Origin of the sequence: Pseudomonas sp. TKO26 (genome assembly GCF_003225665.1) — a bacterium.
In the GTDB taxonomy this organism is placed as follows: Bacteria; Pseudomonadota; Gammaproteobacteria; order Pseudomonadales; family Pseudomonadaceae; genus Aquipseudomonas; species Aquipseudomonas saponiphila.
Window position 1 is genome coordinate 129,381 of the sequence record NZ_QKLN01000007.1, and the last position, 15,385, is coordinate 144,765.

Genomic DNA, 15,385 nt, shown 5'->3' on the forward strand with positions numbered 1-15,385 from the left:
AGGTTATCCACAGCCCTGCCGGTAGCGCTCGGTTTTACTCCACTGACAGGTAGATTCGTGTCTGCAGCTGTGCAGGCGGGGTGGAGCGCGGATCGTTTACATACTGTTCAAACATCGGAAAATTCCCCGGCGTCAGGCCACTCTCGGGCAGCCACTCGGAGAACATCCAGGCATAGGCTTTGCCCATCTCGTTGTAGGGGCCAACGTAATTCAGCATTGCGTAGCGCCCTTGAGGGATTTCGAACCTTTCCAGCTTTTCACCCAGATCCGCATCAGGCGCGACCGAGACTCCGGCCAGGGAACGCAACTGTTCGGTCGGAACCTGCTCGGGGTCATTGAAGTACACACCAAACCCGCAGGCGGTCGGGTGCATGAGCCCCTGGCTGGCAGCCAGCATGAAAACACGGGTGAACACCGGACCGATTTCCTGATAGGAACCCTGATGAGGCAATGCCGCCAGGACAACGCCAGGGAAATGTTCAATGGTAATGGGGTACATATTTGACTCCTTTGGGTCGAAAGGACAGGAACGGGTTGCGCGATACCGCCCTGGTGGCACCCCGAAAACGCCAGAGAATGCCCGGTTGAAGGTAGCTCCCGATTCATACCCGGCACGCAAGGCCACCTCGGCCAGGTCCTCTTGCGTACCTGCCAGTGCCGCGGCAGCCAGATGCATGCGCATCCGTTGCACCGTGGCATTCAGCGTTTCTCCCATCATCGCGCGGTAAATGCGGTGAAAGTGGTAAGCCGACATACAGGCCAGGTCCGCCAGGTGGTACAGGTCCGGATCGCTGTGTGGATGGCTTGCCAGCCAATGCAGCACCGGCTCCATGCGCTGGCCGTAATGGATTCGGGTTGCAGGTTTCATAAGGGCTCCTTGGCACTCCACTGTAGCGACGGCAGATTTGCAGATTTTGCGATTTTTACCGGCCCAGGGGAGAGCGACGTTACCTTTACCCCCCTCCCGCACGACAGCTGATAAAGCTGCGGTCTTGAGTAACAACCCTCTTTCGAAGAAGGGCCATTTCTCCTTGTTTTTCCCGAAAAATCAGGTTTTTCGCGGCTTTTTATTGGTTTTCCCAAGTGGTACCTGATTTGCATCCTGGTGGATGGACAGGTTTGTACACCTGAAGAAACAGTCCGGCATTCAAGGAATAGAAATGGCTAGCGCGAATTCTGCATTGCACCGTGGCTTGAGTACCCGGCATATCCGCTTCATTGCATTGGGTTCTGCCATAGGCACGGGCCTGTTCTACGGTTCAGCGGCGGCGATCCAACGGGCCGGCCCTGCGGTTCTGCTGGCGTACCTGATTGGCGGTGCGGCCATCTACCTGACCATGCGCGCGCTGGGGGAAATGGCGGTGAGGACACCGGTTTCCGGCTCCTTCGGACAATACGCCAGCACCTACCTGGGGCGTTTCCCGGGGTTCCTGACCGGCTGGAGCTACGCCTTTTCGATGCTCATGGTGTGCCTGGCGGACGTCACCGCCTTTGGCGTCTACATGGGCCTGTGGTTTCCCGAAACCCCCAGGTGGATATGGGTACTGAGCATCGTCCTGGGGATCGGCGCCTTGAACCTGTGCAGCGTCCGAGTATTCGGCGAGCTGGAGTTCTGGCTGTCGATGCTCAAGGTTGGCGCCATCGTGGCCATGATCGTCGGCGGCTTTACCTTGCTGTTCTTCGGCATCCAGCTCGGAGACGAACAAAGCCGTGGGGGGCTGGGCAATCTCTGGGAATACGGCGGTTTTTTCCCGAATGGCGTCGAGGGCATGATCGCCTCCTTCACCATTGTCATGTTCGCTTTTGGCGGAATCGAAGTTATAGGCATCACTGCCGGCGAGGCCAAGGATCCGCAACGCATGATTCCCAAGGCCATCAACTCGGTGCCACTGCGGATCCTGATCTTCTATGTTTTCACCTTGCTGATTCTGTTGACGCTGGCTCCCTGGTCGAGCATAGGCAGCCATGGCAGCCCGTTTGTGCAGATCTTCAGCAGCCTGGGGATAGATTCGGCGGCCACGGTGCTGAACATCGTGGTGATTTCGGCCGTGGTGTCGGCCATCAACAGCGATATCTTCAGTGCCGGCCGCATGATGTACGGCATGGCCGCCATCGGCCAGGCACCGGCGGTGTTTGCCAGAACCTCACGCTTCGGCGTGCCCTGGATGACGGTGCTGGTGATGTCGCTGGCGCTGCTGCTGGGCGTGCTTCTCAATTACTGGGTGCCGGAGCGACTGTTCCTGGTCTTTGCTTCCCTGGTGACGTTTTCCGTGGTGTGGGTCTGGCTGATGATCTTGCTGTCGCAGATCGCCATGCGTCGTGGCCTGACAACTCGGGAAGTCCACGAGCTGCAGTTTCCGGTGCCCCTGGGAATTGCCGGCCAGGCCTGCGCCGTGGTTTTCATGCTGTTCATCTTTGCCGTGCTGGGGGCTTTTGCCGACACACGCCTGGCACTGTATGTGGGAGTGGGCTGGCTGGCACTGCTGTCTCTGGCCTACTGGATCTGGATCAGACCGGCCGCTGTACACGGGGTTGTGACCGAGCCCGGTCTTGAAACTCATGAATAGGGATATGTCCATGCGAACATTCGAGTTGCCGCCCGCCACTGTAGAAGCCTTTCAGCGTGATGGAGCGGTGTGCATTCGCCAGTTGTTCAGCGCAGATGAAGTGGCGCTGCTGGAGCAGGGTATCGAACACAATCTGGCGCAACCCAGTGAGCGGGCCAAGGTCGCCAGCCTGCCCGACGATCCCGGCTGGTTTTTCGAGGACTTCTGCAACTGGCAGGAGAACCCTGATTATCGACGCTTTATCTTCGATAGCCGGGTCGGCCATGTAGCCGCGCAGTTGATGGGTTGTGCACAGGTTAGGTTGTATCACGACCATCTGCTGGTCAAGGAGCCCAATACCCGGCAGCGCACTCCCTGGCATCAGGACCAGCCTTACTACAACGTCGAGGGGCGACAGAACTGCAGCATGTGGATGCCTGTGGATCCGGTTGCGCGAGAGTCGACCCTGGAGTTTGTCGCCGGTTCGCACCTGGGGCCCTGGCTGATGCCCCGTACCTTCCTGGACAACCAGGCCAAATGGTTCCCCGAAGGCAGCCTCGCGGATCTTCCGGATATCGAGGCCGATCGAGACGCATGGAACATTCTTGGCTGGGATCTGCAGCCCGGGGATGCGGTGTTTTTCCACATGCTGACCTTGCATGCAGCCGGTGGCGTCGGTGGAGATAGGCGACGGCGCGCCTTCTCCCTGCGCTTTCTGGGGGAAGATATGCGGCATGCCCCCAGGCCCTGGCGGACGTCTCCGGAGTTTCCAGGCCTGGCCTCGCAACTGCCGGCTGGGGCGCCAATGGAACATGAACTCTTTCCTTGCCTGTGGACGGAGCAGCCCCGGTTTTAGGCACTTGTGGTCCGCGGCAGAATCGGAATCAGCTGATAGGCATACAACCAGAGCCCGACCAGCATGCGCGATCGCAGCCTCAAATGGATGGAAGGTGTTTATGCGCTTTTTTAGCTATCTTGCGGTACTCGGTCTGAGCCTTGTCTGCCAAGGCACCTGGGCTCAGCTTTCTTCGAATCAGGCACCAGCGCCAGAGCAGGTGGCCACGTCTGTCTCCGCGGAAGCTGAAGTTGCCCCTCTCAATGCTGGAATAGCGACAGCGGAGCCGGTGTCCGCTGATAGAGAAGCAGCTGCGCCGGTGAGCGAAGCGACGCCAAACAGCACCAAGCAGTATTGGGCACTGCTGGTGGTTGTGCTGCTGGGGCTGAGTTGGTGGGTCCAGGGGCGCTTGGTCAAACAGCCCGAGTAATACTGCTTATCCACAGACAGGCTCCTGCGGCCTGTCTGTTTCCTCTCTCTCTGATAACCACTGAATGCGCTGCAAGCCAGAGTCGTGTCCCCGGATTATCCCGGGCACGGCTTTTTTCTGTGGATTAAGCCCTGTGAATAACTGCCCTTCAGCTCAGTTGATAACCGGGCCTCAAAACTGAGGAAAACCACCTCTGTGGATAACCACCCCATTCATCCACAGGTTTAAACCGCTTATCCAAGGGCCTCCTGGCTACCTAATCACAGAGTTTAAAACCTCTGTACACATTGAATATAAAGGGCTGTAGAGATTTATCCACAGAAAGACATGTGTATAAGAATAAACATAAAAACAAGGATTTAATAAATTTCTCTCTTTTAATTTCTATTGTCCGTCAGTCATCCACAGCTGGTTAAATTTTGTGCAAAGGGTTCTTTAGGAAGGGCTAAGTCCCTATACTTGCCGCCTTGGTCCAAAAACCAACCCGACAACTACTCCTAATTACTCCTACTTGAAGCAGGCACGAGGTGCGTGGTGGATTTCCCTTCCCGTTTTGAAGTGATCGTCATCGGCGGCGGTCATGCCGGTACCGAGGCAGCACTTGCATCAGCACGCATGGGGGCAAAAACCCTGTTGCTGACGCATAACGTGGAAACCCTCGGTGCCATGAGTTGCAATCCCGCGATCGGCGGCATTGGCAAAAGCCATCTGGTCAAGGAGATCGATGCCCTCGGCGGCGCGATGGCCATGGCGACCGATAAAGGTGGTATTCAGTTTCGTGTATTGAATAGCCGCAAAGGCCCAGCCGTGCGTGCTACCCGCGCCCAGGCCGACCGCGTTCTATACAAGGCCGCGGTACGCGAGATTCTCGAGAACCAGCCCAACCTGTGGATATTTCAACAAGCCGCTGATGACTTGATCGTGGAACAGGATCAGGTGCGGGGCGTGGTCACCCAGATGGGACTGCGGTTCTTCGCCGAATCGGTGGTGCTGACCACCGGCACCTTTCTCGGCGGACTTATCCACATTGGCATGCAGAACTACTCTGGCGGTCGTGCAGGTGATCCACCCTCGATCGCTCTCGCACAACGTCTGCGGGAGTTGCCACTGCGGGTCGGCCGCCTGAAAACCGGTACTCCGCCACGCATCGATGGCCGTTCTGTGGATTTCTCGGTCATGACCGAGCAACCTGGGGATACACCCATTCCGGTGATGTCGTTCCTGGGTTCCAAAGAACAGCATCCGCAACAGGTCAGTTGCTGGATTACCCACACCAATGCCCGCACCCACGAGATCATCGCCTCGAACCTCGATCGTTCACCGATGTATTCCGGGGTGATCGAAGGCATTGGGCCGCGTTACTGCCCGTCGATCGAAGACAAGATCCATCGCTTTGCCGACAAGGAAAGCCATCAGGTGTTTATCGAACCTGAAGGCCTGACCACCCATGAGCTGTACCCGAACGGGATATCCACATCCCTGCCGTTCGACGTGCAGCTGCAGATCGTGCAATCGATCCGCGGCATGGAAAATGCCCATATCGTGCGTCCCGGCTACGCCATCGAGTACGACTACTTCGATCCTCGCGACCTCAAGTACAGCCTGGAAACCAAGGTGATCGGCGGTCTGTTCTTCGCCGGCCAGATCAATGGCACCACCGGTTACGAAGAGGCCGGCGCCCAAGGTCTGCTGGCCGGGGCCAACGCCGCCTTGCGCGCCAAGGGCAAAGACAGCTGGTGCCCGCGTCGCGATGAGGCCTATATCGGTGTGCTGGTAGACGACCTGATTACCCTGGGGACCCAGGAACCGTACCGGATGTTCACGTCACGGGCCGAATACCGCCTGATTCTGCGGGAAGACAACGCCGATCTGCGCCTGACCGAAAAGGGGCGCGAACTGGGGCTGGTGGATGACGTGCGCTGGGCGGCGTTCTGCAAGAAACGCGAAGGCATTGCCCAGGAAGAGCAACGCCTGAAGTCCACTTGGGTCCGTCCGGGCACCGAACAGGGCGATGCGATCGCCCAGAAATTCGGCACGCCGCTGACCCATGAGTACAACCTGTTGAATCTGCTGAGCCGTCCGGAAATCGACTACGCTGGTCTGGTCGAAGTGACCGGGCAGGGCGCTGAAGATCCACAAGTCGCCGAACAGGTCGAGATCAAGACCAAGTACGCCGGCTACATCGATCGTCAGCAGGACGAAATTGCCCGTCTGCGTGCCAGTGAAGACACCAAACTGCCTGTGGATATCGATTACACCGGCATTTCCGGACTGTCGAAGGAAATCCAGAGCAAGCTCGGCGCGACCCGTCCCGAAACCCTGGGCCAGGCGTCGCGGATTCCGGGCGTAACCCCGGCGGCCATTTCCCTGTTGATGATTCACCTGAAGAAACGCGGCGCCGGCCGTCAGTTGGAGCAAAGCGCTTGAGTTCTATGGTCACCCCACAACATGCGGACGAGTTATCCACAGGTGCACGCCAGCTCGGTGTCAATCTGAGCGCAACCCAGCACGACCTGCTGCTGGGTTACCTGGCCCTGTTGATCAAGTGGAACAAGGCCTACAACCTGACCGCGGTGCGCGATCCCGACGAAATGGTTTCCCGCCATCTGCTCGATAGCCTGAGCGTGATGTCGTTCATCGAGAACGGTCGCTGGCTGGACGTCGGTAGCGGCGGCGGGATGCCTGGTATCCCTCTGGCGATCCTGTTTCCTGAGTCGCAAGTCACCTGTCTGGACAGCAACGGCAAGAAAACCCGCTTCCTGACTCAGGTCAAACTCGAACTCAAGCTGGATAACCTGCAAGTTATCCACAGCCGGGTTGAAGCCTTCACTCCTGAACTGCCATTCAACGGGATCATTTCCCGGGCATTCAGCAGCATGGAGAACTTCACCAACTGGACCCGCCACCTGGGCGACCGCGATACACGCTGGCTGGCAATGAAGGGCGTCCATCCCTCGGATGAGCTGTTAGCATTGCCGGCAGACTTCCACCTCGATAGCGAACACGCCTTGGCCGTACCCGGTTGCCAAGGCCAACGCCATCTGCTGATACTGCGCCGCACGGCATGATTGGGAACACAAGCAAGAATGGCTAAGGTATTCGCGATTGCGAACCAGAAAGGTGGTGTGGGCAAGACCACCACCTGCATCAACCTCGCAGCATCCCTGGTCGCGACCAAGCGCCGGGTGCTGTTGATCGATCTTGATCCACAGGGCAACGCCACCATGGGTAGCGGTGTGGATAAACATGGTTTGGAAAACTCGGTCTATGACCTGCTGATCGGCGAATGCGATCTGGCCCAGGCCATGCACTTCTCCGAGCACGGCGGTTATCAACTGCTGCCGGCCAACCGCGACCTGACCGCCGCGGAAGTGGTTCTGCTGGAAATGCAGATGAAGGAAAGCCGTCTGCGCAGCGCCCTGGCGCCGATCCGCGAGAACTACGACTACATTCTGATCGACTGCCCGCCGTCGCTGTCGATGCTCACCCTCAATGCGCTGGTGGCCGCCGATGGGGTCATTATCCCCATGCAGTGCGAGTACTACGCGCTGGAAGGCTTGAGCGACCTTGTGGATAACATCAAGCGCATCGCTGAACTGCTCAACCCGCAACTCAAGATCGAAGGCTTGTTGCGGACCATGTTCGATCCTCGGCTGAGCCTGATGAACGATGTTTCCGCACAGCTCAAGGAACACTTCGGTGATCAGCTGTACGACACCGTGATTCCGCGCAACATCCGTTTGGCCGAGGCGCCGAGCTACGGCATGCCGGCATTGGCGTACGACAAACAATCCCGTGGCGCGCTGGCCTATCTGGCCCTGGCGGGCGAGATGGTTCGCCGGCAACGTAAACAATCCCGCGCCGCAGCCGCCCAGCCAACTTAAGGAATCCCCATGGCCGTCAAGAAACGTGGTCTCGGACGTGGACTGGATGCACTGTTGAGTGGTCCGACTGTCAGTGCCCTTGAAGAACAAGCGGTGCAGGCCGACCAGCGCGAGCTGCAGCACCTGCCCCTGGACCTGATCCAGCGTGGCAAGTACCAGCCGCGCCGGGACATGGACCCTCAGGCGCTGGAAGAACTGGCGAACTCCATCAAGACCCAGGGCGTGATGCAACCGATCGTGGTGCGCCCTATCGGTGGGGGGCGTTTCGAGATCATTGCCGGCGAACGCCGCTGGCGTGCCAGTCAGCAGGCTGGCCAGGAAACCATCCCGGCGATGGTTCGCGATGTGCCGGATGAAACCGCCATCGCCATGGCGTTGATCGAGAACATCCAGCGCGAAGACCTCAATCCCATCGAGGAAGCCGTGGCCCTGCAGCGCCTGCAGCAGGAGTTCCAGCTGACTCAGCAACAGGTCGCCGAAGCGGTGGGCAAGTCCCGCGTCAGCGTGGCCAACCTGCTGCGCCTGATTGCCTTGCCTGAGGTGATCAAGACCATGCTGTCCCACGGCGACCTGGAAATGGGGCATGCCCGTGCCTTGCTCGGATTGCCGGAAAATCAACAGGTTGAAGGGGCGCGACACGTTGTCGCACGCGGCCTCACCGTACGCCAGACCGAGGCCCTGGTTCGCCAGTGGCTGAGTGGCAAACAGGAGCCTGCTGAACCGGTCAAGCCAGACCCGGACATCGCCCGTCTCGAGCAACGCTTGGCCGAGCGCCTAGGCTCTGCGGTGCAGATCCGCCACGGAAAGAAGGGCAAGGGACAGTTGGTGATCGGCTACAACTCCCTGGACGAGCTGCAAGGCGTCCTTGCCCACATCCGCTGAAACATTTCCTTATGTAGCGTGCAGTCGGAAATCACTACCCGGCAGTTGAATAGGGGCTGAACCGCCCCTATACTCTGCGCGCATTTTGTCGGCACAAATTATGCCAAGTTATTGAATTCTGGCAGCCGACCCTTGAGGAGCAAGAGCGATGGAAACCCGCACGCCAAACCGCTTGCCGTTTCATCGCTTGGCGGTTTTTCCGGTTTTACTGGCTCAGTTGGTCATTCTACTGATAGCCGCTCTGGCGCTCTGGCAATGGCGTGGAGTCGTAGCCGGATACTCAGGCCTTTGCGGAGGACTGATAGCCTTGCTACCCAATGTGTATTTCGCTCACAGGGCATTTCGGTTTTCCGGCGCCCGAGCGGCCCAAGCCATCGTCCGGTCTTTTTATGCCGGTGAGGCGGGCAAACTGATTTTGACGGCTGTGCTGTTTGCACTGACGTTCGCAGGTGTGAAGCCATTGGCGCCGCTGGCTGTATTCGGCGTCTTCGTGCTGACCCAATTGGTCAGCTGGTTCGCTCCCCTGCTAATGAGAACAAGACTTTCGAGACCTTAGGGCGTTTGAGGCAACCATGTCAGCAGAAACAACCGCTTCGGGCTATATCCAGCACCACTTGCAGAACCTGACCTTCGGTCAGCTACCCAATGGGAGCTGGGGCTTTGCCCACTCCGCAGCAGAAGCCAAGCAAATGGGCTTCTGGGCATTCCACGTCGATACCCTCGGCTGGTCTGTCGCACTGGGTGTGATCTTCATTCTTCTGTTCCGCATGGCGGCCAAGAAGGCGACTTCCGGCGTGCCGGGCGCTTTGCAGAACTTCGTTGAAGTCATGGTTGGCTTCGTCGATGGCAGCGTGAAGGACAGTTTCCACGGTCGCAGCCCGGTGATTGCACCGCTGGCATTGACCATTTTCGTCTGGGTGTTCCTGATGAACGCCATCGACCTGGTACCGGTGGACTGGATTCCACAACTGGCCATGTTGATCTCGGGCGATCCGCACATTCCATTCCGTGCTGTTTCCACCACTGACCCGAACGCCACCCTGGGCATGGCCCTGTCGGTGTTCGCGCTGATCATTTTCTACAGCATCAAGGTCAAGGGCATCGGCGGTTTCATCGGCGAACTGACCCTGCACCCGTTCGGCAGCAAGAACATCCTGGTTCAGGCGCTGCTGATTCCGGTGAACTTCCTGCTGGAGTTCGTGACCCTGGTCGCCAAGCCTATCTCTCTGGCACTGCGTCTGTTCGGCAACATGTATGCCGGCGAACTGGTGTTCATCCTGATCGCTGTGATGTTCGGCAGCGGCCTGCTGTGGCTCAGCGGCATGGGTGTGGTTCTGCAATGGGCGTGGGCTGTGTTCCACATCCTGATCATCACCTTGCAGGCCTTTATCTTCATGATGCTGACCATCGTCTACCTGTCGATGGCACACGAAGAGAACCATTAAGACCGGTTTCGACCAGTCTGATGTCCCTCTCGTTGCGGCGAGAGGGGGCCCGTCTCGGGTCAATGAAACGATTTGTTTTACCGCTTTAATCTAAAAAACCTAAACCATACGACGTAAAAGTCGGGAGGAAAGATGGAAACTGTAGTTGGTCTAACCGCTATCGCTGTTGCACTGTTGATCGGCCTGGGCGCACTGGGTACCGCAATTGGTTTCGGCCTGCTGGGCGGCAAGTTCCTGGAAGGCGCTGCGCGTCAACCAGAAATGGTTCCAATGCTGCAAGTTAAGATGTTCATCGTTGCCGGTCTGCTCGACGCCGTAACCATGATCGGTGTTGGTATCGCTCTGTTCTTCACCTTCGCAAACCCCTTCGTTGGTCAACTCGCTGGCTAATCACTCGAGTATTCGAGTTGATTGGTGTGACGGACAACGAACGAGCGAGGTGTTGGCGTGAACATTAATGCAACCCTGATTGGCCAGTCCGTTGCGTTCTTAATTTTTGTATTGTTCTGCATGAAGTTCATTTGGCCTCCGGTCATTGCTGCTTTGCACGAACGTCAAAAGAAGATCGCGGATGGACTGGACGCTGCCAGCCGAGCAGCTCGTGACCTGGAACTGGCCCAAGATAAAGCGGGTCAGCAACTGCGCGAAGCTAAAGCTCAGGCAGCTGAAATCATCGAGCAAGCCAAGAAGCGCGGTTCTCAGATCGTCGACGAAGCCCGTGAACAGGCTCGTGTCGAAGCTGAACGCGTGAAGGCTCAGGCTCAGGCCGAGATCGAACAGGAACTGAACGGTGTCAAAGACGCGCTGCGTGCCCAACTGGGCAGCCTGGCAGTCAACGGCGCAGAGAAGATCCTGGGTGCCACAATCGATCAAAACGCGCACGCAGAGCTGGTTAACAAACTGGCTGCTGAAATTTAAGCGAGGGCGATCATGGCAGAACTGACCACGTTGGCCCGACCTTACGCTAAGGCGGCCTTCGAGCACGCTCAGGCCCACCAGCAGCTGGCCTCTTGGTCAGCCATGCTCGGCCTGGCTGCAGCGGTGTCACAAGATGACACCATGCAGCGCGTGCTTAAGGCCCCGCGACTGACGAGCGCAGAAAAGGCCAGCACTTTTATCGAAGTGTGTGGCGACAAGTTTGATGCACAGGCACAGAATTTCATTCACGTTGCCGCCGAAAACGACCGTCTCCTGCTGTTGCCGGAGATCTCCGCTCTGTTCGACCTGTACAAGGCCGAGCAAGAGAAATCGGTGGATGTGGATGTGACCAGTGCGTTCGCATTGAACCAAGAACAGCAAGACAAACTCGCCAAGGTTCTCAGTGCACGGCTCGGCCGGGAAGTGCGACTGCACGCTGCGGAGGATGCCAGCCTTATTGGTGGTGTCGTAATCCGCGCCGGCGACCTGGTTATCGATGGCTCGATTCGCGGCAAACTCGCGAACCTTGCCGAAGCATTGAAATCTTGAGTTTGAAGGGGCAGCAGAGCAATGCAGCAACTCAATCCTTCCGAAATAAGTGAAATTATCAAGGGCCGCATCGACAAGCTCGATGTGACCTCCCAAGCCCGTAACGAAGGCACTGTCGTCAGCGTATCTGACGGCATCGTGCGGATTCACGGTCTGGCCGACGTCATGTACGGCGAGATGATCGAGTTTCCGGGCGGCGTCTACGGTATGGCCCTCAACCTTGAGCAAGACTCTGTAGGTGCCGTAGTACTGGGCGCGTACACCACTCTGGCTGAAGGCATGAGCGCCAAGTGCACCGGCCGCATCCTCGAAGTTCCGGTTGGTAAGGAACTGCTGGGTCGCGTAGTCGACGCACTGGGTAACCCAGTTGACGGCAAAGGTCCGCTGAACAACACCGAGACCGACGCGGTCGAGAAAGTTGCTCCAGGCGTGATCTGGCGTAAGTCGGTAGACCAGCCTGTACAGACTGGCTACAAGGCTGTCGATGCCATGATCCCTGTCGGCCGTGGCCAGCGTGAGCTGATCATCGGTGACCGTCAGATCGGTAAGACCGCTCTGGCAATCGACGCGATCATCAACCAGAAAGACAGCGGCATTTTCTGCGTATACGTAGCGATCGGTCAGAAGCAATCGACCATCGCCAACGTTGTGCGCAAGCTGGAAGAAAACGGCGCCCTGGCCAACACCATCATCGTGGCGGCCAGTGCTTCGGAATCGGCAGCACTGCAATTCCTGGCACCGTACTCCGGTTGCACCATGGGCGAATACTTCCGCGACCGCGGTGAAGACGCGCTGATCGTTTATGACGATCTGTCCAAGCAAGCAGTGGCCTACCGCCAGATTTCCCTGCTGCTGCGCCGTCCACCAGGCCGTGAAGCCTACCCAGGTGACGTGTTCTATCTCCACTCCCGTCTGCTGGAGCGCGCTTCCCGCGTTTCCGAAGAGTACGTAGAGAAGTTCACCAACGGCGCAGTGACTGGCAAGACCGGTTCCCTGACCGCTCTGCCGATCATCGAAACCCAAGCTGGCGACGTTTCCGCGTTCGTTCCGACCAACGTGATCTCCATCACCGACGGTCAGATCTTCCTGGAATCGGCCATGTTCAACTCCGGGATCCGTCCTGCTGTGAACGCCGGTGTTTCGGTATCCCGTGTGGGTGGTGCCGCTCAGACCAAGATCATCAAGAAGCTGTCCGGTGGTATCCGTACCGCTCTGGCTCAGTACCGTGAACTGGCGGCATTCGCCCAGTTCGCTTCTGACCTGGACGAAGCGACCCGTAAGCAACTTGAGCATGGTCAGCGCGTTACCGAGCTGATGAAGCAGAAGCAATATGCGCCGATGTCCATCGCCGACATGTCCTTGTCCCTGTACGCCGCTGAACGTGGCTTCCTGACGGACGTCGAGATTGCCAAAGTTGGTAGCTTCGAACAGGCCATGATTGCTTACTTCAACCGCGATCACGCCGACCTGATGGCGAAGATCAACGTGAAGGGTGACTTCAACGACGAAATCGACGCTGGCCTGAAAGCCGGTATCGAGAAGTTCAAAGCCACCCAAACCTGGTAAGCCGCAGCGGGAGCCGCAAGGCTCCCGCTTGCTAACCTGATAGGTGTTACATGGCAGGCGCAAAAGAGATTCGCAGTAAGATTGCGAGCATCAAAAGCACGCAAAAAATTACCAGCGCCATGGAAAAAGTGGCGGTCAGCAAAATGCGCAAGGCACAAATGCGCATGGCTGCTAGCCGTCCTTATGCGGAGCGCATCCGCCAGGTTATTGGTCATCTGGCCAACGCCAACCCGGAATATCGTCACCCGTTCATGATCGACCGTGCTATCAAGCGCGTCGGTTATATCGTGGTGAGCAGTGACCGTGGTCTGTGTGGTGGCTTGAACACCAACCTGTTCAAGGCCCTGGTCAAGGACATGGCGGTAAACCGCGAACAAGGCGTCGAGATCGATCTGTGTGTGGTCGGTAGCAAGGGTGCGGCCTTCTTCCGCAACTTCGGCGGTAACGTCGTTGCAGCTATCAGCCATCTGGGTGAAGAGCCGTCGATCAACGATCTGATCGGTAGCGTCAAGGTGATGCTGGATGCGTACCTGGAAGGCCGGATTGACCGCCTGTCCGTGGTATCCAACAAGTTCATCAACACCATGACTCAGCAGCCGACCGTGGAGCAGTTGATTCCACTGGAGGCAACCCCGGATCAAGAACTCAAGCACCACTGGGACTATCTCTACGAACCGGACGCCAAGGAGCTGCTGGACGGCTTGATGGTCCGTTACGTGGAGTCGCAGGTCTACCAGGCGGTGGTCGAGAACAACGCAGCTGAACAAGCCGCGCGGATGATCGCAATGAAGAACGCTACCGACAACGCCGGTGACTTGATCAGCGATTTGCAGCTGATCTACAACAAGGCGCGTCAGGCTGCGATCACCCAAGAGATCTCGGAAATCGTCGGCGGCGCTGCCGCGGTTTAACGGTTCAAATATTCAGAGGATCCAGCTATGAGTAGCGGACGTATCGTTCAAATCATCGGCGCCGTTATCGACGTGGAATTTCCACGCGACAGCGTACCGAGCATCTACGACGCCTTGAAGGTTCAAGGCGCCGAAACCACTCTGGAAGTTCAGCAGCAGCTGGGCGACGGCGTGGTGCGTACCATTGCGATGGGCTCCACCGAAGGCTTGAAGCGCGGTCTGGACGTCAACAACACTGGCGCAGCCATCTCCGTACCGGTCGGTAAAGCGACCCTGGGCCGGATCATGGACGTACTGGGCAACCCGATCGACGAAGCCGGTCCTATCGGTGAAGAAGAGCGTTGGGGTATCCACCGTCCAGCTCCTTCCTTCGCAGAACAGGCAGGCGGCAACGACCTGCTGGAAACCGGGATCAAGGTAATTGACCTGGTTTGCCCGTTCGCCAAGGGCGGTAAAGTTGGTCTGTTCGGTGGTGCCGGTGTGGGCAAGACCGTAAACATGATGGAACTGATCCGTAACATCGCCATCGAGCACAGCGGTTATTCCGTGTTCGCCGGTGTGGGTGAGCGTACTCGTGAGGGTAACGACTTCTACCACGAGATGAAGGATTCCAACGTTCTGGACAAGGTTGCTCTGGTCTACGGCCAGATGAACGAGCCACCAGGAAACCGTCTGCGCGTAGCGCTGACCGGCCTGACCATGGCCGAGAAGTTCCGTGACGAAGGTAACGACGTTCTGCTGTTCGTCGACAACATCTACCGTTACACCCTGGCCGGTACCGAAGTATCCGCACTGCTGGGCCGTATGCCTTCGGCCGTAGGCTACCAGCCGACCCTGGCTGAAGAGATGGGCGTTCTGCAAGAACGTATCACTTCGACCAAGCAAGGCTCGATCACTTCGATCCAAGCGGTATACGTACCTGCGGACGACTTGACCGACCCGTCGCCAGCGACCACCTTCGCCCACTTGGACGCCACCGTCGTTCTGTCCCGTGACATCGCTTCCCTGGGTATCTACCCAGCGGTAGACCCACTGGACTCGACTTCCCGTCAGCTGGACCCGAACGTGATCGGCAACGAACACTACGAGACTGCTCGCGGCGTTCAGTACGTACTGCAGCGTTACAAAGAGCTGAAGGACATCATCGCGATCCTGGGTATGGACGAGCTGTCGGAAGCCGACAAGCAGTTGGTATCCCGTGCTCGTAAGATCCAGCGCTTCTTGTCGCAGCCGTTCTTCGTGGCTGAAGTCTTCACTGGTTCTCCAGGCAAATACGTTTCCCTGAAAGACACCATCGCTGGCTTCAAAGGCATCCTCAACGGTGACTACGACCACCTGCCAGAACAAGCGTTCTACATGGTCGGCGGCATCGAAGAAGCGATCGAGAAAGCCAAGAAACTGTAATCCCGGCGCCCGGCA

16 protein-coding genes are annotated in these 15,385 nt (G+C 57.9%); 15 read left to right on the forward strand and 1 reads right to left on the reverse strand.

Annotated elements, in window-relative coordinates:
• Positions 1-34 precede the first annotated feature (34 nt).
• Positions 35-868: a GyrI-like domain-containing protein gene (locus DNK59_RS12845; RefSeq protein ID WP_110723433.1), complete on the reverse strand. Its 834-nt coding sequence runs from the start codon at positions 866-868 to the stop codon at positions 35-37.
• A 292-nt stretch (positions 869-1,160) separates the two neighbouring features.
• On the opposite strand from DNK59_RS12845, the gene DNK59_RS12850 reads away from it, so the two are divergent.
• The 15 genes from DNK59_RS12850 to atpD all read left to right on the forward strand — a co-directional run bounded on the left by DNK59_RS12850 (position 1,161) and on the right by atpD (position 15,370).
• A complete protein-coding gene (locus DNK59_RS12850) occupies positions 1,161-2,567 on the forward strand; it encodes an amino acid permease (RefSeq protein WP_110723434.1) in 1,407 nt (468 codons plus the stop codon).
• A 10-nt stretch (positions 2,568-2,577) separates the two neighbouring features.
• Positions 2,578-3,402: a phytanoyl-CoA dioxygenase family protein gene (locus tag DNK59_RS12855; RefSeq protein ID WP_110723518.1), complete on the forward strand. Its 825-nt coding sequence runs from the start codon at positions 2,578-2,580 to the stop codon at positions 3,400-3,402.
• A gap of 100 nt (positions 3,403-3,502) precedes the next feature.
• Positions 3,503-3,811 (forward strand): hypothetical protein, encoded by a 309-nt coding sequence (locus DNK59_RS12860; protein WP_110723435.1) that lies wholly within the window; start codon positions 3,503-3,505, stop codon positions 3,809-3,811.
• A 534-nt stretch (positions 3,812-4,345) separates the two neighbouring features.
• Complete coding sequence (mnmG, locus tag DNK59_RS12865) at positions 4,346-6,238, forward strand: tRNA uridine-5-carboxymethylaminomethyl(34) synthesis enzyme MnmG (protein WP_060841847.1); 1,893 nt, start codon at positions 4,346-4,348, stop codon at positions 6,236-6,238.
• A gap of 5 nt (positions 6,239-6,243) precedes the next feature.
• Complete coding sequence (rsmG, locus tag DNK59_RS12870) at positions 6,244-6,879, forward strand: 16S rRNA (guanine(527)-N(7))-methyltransferase RsmG (RefSeq protein ID WP_177431240.1); 636 nt, start codon at positions 6,244-6,246, stop codon at positions 6,877-6,879.
• A gap of 18 nt (positions 6,880-6,897) precedes the next feature.
• On the forward strand, positions 6,898-7,695 hold the full coding sequence (locus DNK59_RS12875) for a ParA family protein (RefSeq protein ID WP_060841845.1): 798 nt from the start codon (positions 6,898-6,900) through the stop codon (positions 7,693-7,695).
• 9 nt (positions 7,696-7,704) lie between these two features.
• Positions 7,705-8,577, forward strand: a complete 873-nt coding sequence (locus DNK59_RS12880; RefSeq protein ID WP_025132139.1) for a ParB/RepB/Spo0J family partition protein — start codon at positions 7,705-7,707, stop codon at positions 8,575-8,577.
• A 148-nt stretch (positions 8,578-8,725) separates the two neighbouring features.
• On the forward strand, positions 8,726-9,133 hold the full coding sequence (locus DNK59_RS12885) for a F0F1 ATP synthase subunit I (RefSeq protein WP_016964883.1): 408 nt from the start codon (positions 8,726-8,728) through the stop codon (positions 9,131-9,133).
• A gap of 16 nt (positions 9,134-9,149) precedes the next feature.
• Entirely contained in the window at positions 9,150-10,022 is an 873-nt protein-coding gene (gene atpB, locus DNK59_RS12890) for a F0F1 ATP synthase subunit A (RefSeq protein WP_110723436.1), read from the forward strand.
• A 132-nt stretch (positions 10,023-10,154) separates the two neighbouring features.
• Positions 10,155-10,412: a F0F1 ATP synthase subunit C gene (gene atpE, locus DNK59_RS12895; protein ID WP_002555987.1), complete on the forward strand. Its 258-nt coding sequence runs from the start codon at positions 10,155-10,157 to the stop codon at positions 10,410-10,412.
• 57 nt (positions 10,413-10,469) lie between these two features.
• A complete protein-coding gene (locus tag DNK59_RS12900) occupies positions 10,470-10,940 on the forward strand; it encodes a F0F1 ATP synthase subunit B (protein WP_011064385.1) in 471 nt (156 codons plus the stop codon).
• Between the two features lie 12 nt (positions 10,941-10,952).
• Entirely contained in the window at positions 10,953-11,489 is a 537-nt protein-coding gene (locus DNK59_RS12905; protein WP_011064384.1) for a F0F1 ATP synthase subunit delta, read from the forward strand.
• Between the two features lie 21 nt (positions 11,490-11,510).
• A complete protein-coding gene (gene atpA, locus DNK59_RS12910; protein WP_016964879.1) occupies positions 11,511-13,055 on the forward strand; it encodes a F0F1 ATP synthase subunit alpha in 1,545 nt (514 codons plus the stop codon).
• A 50-nt stretch (positions 13,056-13,105) separates the two neighbouring features.
• Entirely contained in the window at positions 13,106-13,966 is an 861-nt protein-coding gene (gene atpG / locus DNK59_RS12915) for a F0F1 ATP synthase subunit gamma (protein WP_016964880.1), read from the forward strand.
• A 27-nt stretch (positions 13,967-13,993) separates the two neighbouring features.
• Positions 13,994-15,370, forward strand: coding sequence for a F0F1 ATP synthase subunit beta (atpD, locus tag DNK59_RS12920; protein WP_007924510.1), 1,377 nt, complete (start codon positions 13,994-13,996; stop codon positions 15,368-15,370).
• The last annotated feature ends 15 nt before the right edge of the window (positions 15,371-15,385 follow it).

Excerpts from the sequence above, each read along its gene's own strand:
- DNK59_RS12850 (WP_110723434.1), top strand. The coding sequence starts at position 1,161 with ATGGCTAGCGCGAATTCTGCATTGCACCGTGGCTTGAGTACCCGGCAT.
- atpA (WP_016964879.1), top strand. The coding sequence starts at position 11,511 with ATGCAGCAACTCAATCCTTCCGAAATAAGTGAAATTATCAAGGGCCGC.
- DNK59_RS12855 (WP_110723518.1), top strand. The coding sequence starts at position 2,578 with ATGCGAACATTCGAGTTGCCGCCCGCCACTGTAGAAGCCTTTCAGCGT.
- atpG (WP_016964880.1), top strand. The coding sequence starts at position 13,106 with ATGGCAGGCGCAAAAGAGATTCGCAGTAAGATTGCGAGCATCAAAAGC.
- atpE (WP_002555987.1), top strand. The coding sequence starts at position 10,155 with ATGGAAACTGTAGTTGGTCTAACCGCTATCGCTGTTGCACTGTTGATC.
- DNK59_RS12875 (WP_060841845.1), top strand. The coding sequence starts at position 6,898 with ATGGCTAAGGTATTCGCGATTGCGAACCAGAAAGGTGGTGTGGGCAAG.
- DNK59_RS12845 (WP_110723433.1), bottom strand. The coding sequence starts at position 868 with ATGAAACCTGCAACCCGAATCCATTACGGCCAGCGCATGGAGCCGGTG.
- DNK59_RS12885 (WP_016964883.1), top strand. The coding sequence starts at position 8,726 with ATGGAAACCCGCACGCCAAACCGCTTGCCGTTTCATCGCTTGGCGGTT.
- DNK59_RS12880 (WP_025132139.1), top strand. The coding sequence starts at position 7,705 with ATGGCCGTCAAGAAACGTGGTCTCGGACGTGGACTGGATGCACTGTTG.
- atpB (WP_110723436.1), top strand. The coding sequence starts at position 9,150 with ATGTCAGCAGAAACAACCGCTTCGGGCTATATCCAGCACCACTTGCAG.
- atpD (WP_007924510.1), top strand. The coding sequence starts at position 13,994 with ATGAGTAGCGGACGTATCGTTCAAATCATCGGCGCCGTTATCGACGTG.
- DNK59_RS12860 (WP_110723435.1), top strand. The coding sequence starts at position 3,503 with ATGCGCTTTTTTAGCTATCTTGCGGTACTCGGTCTGAGCCTTGTCTGC.
- rsmG (WP_177431240.1), top strand. The coding sequence starts at position 6,244 with ATGGTCACCCCACAACATGCGGACGAGTTATCCACAGGTGCACGCCAG.
- DNK59_RS12905 (WP_011064384.1), top strand. The coding sequence starts at position 10,953 with ATGGCAGAACTGACCACGTTGGCCCGACCTTACGCTAAGGCGGCCTTC.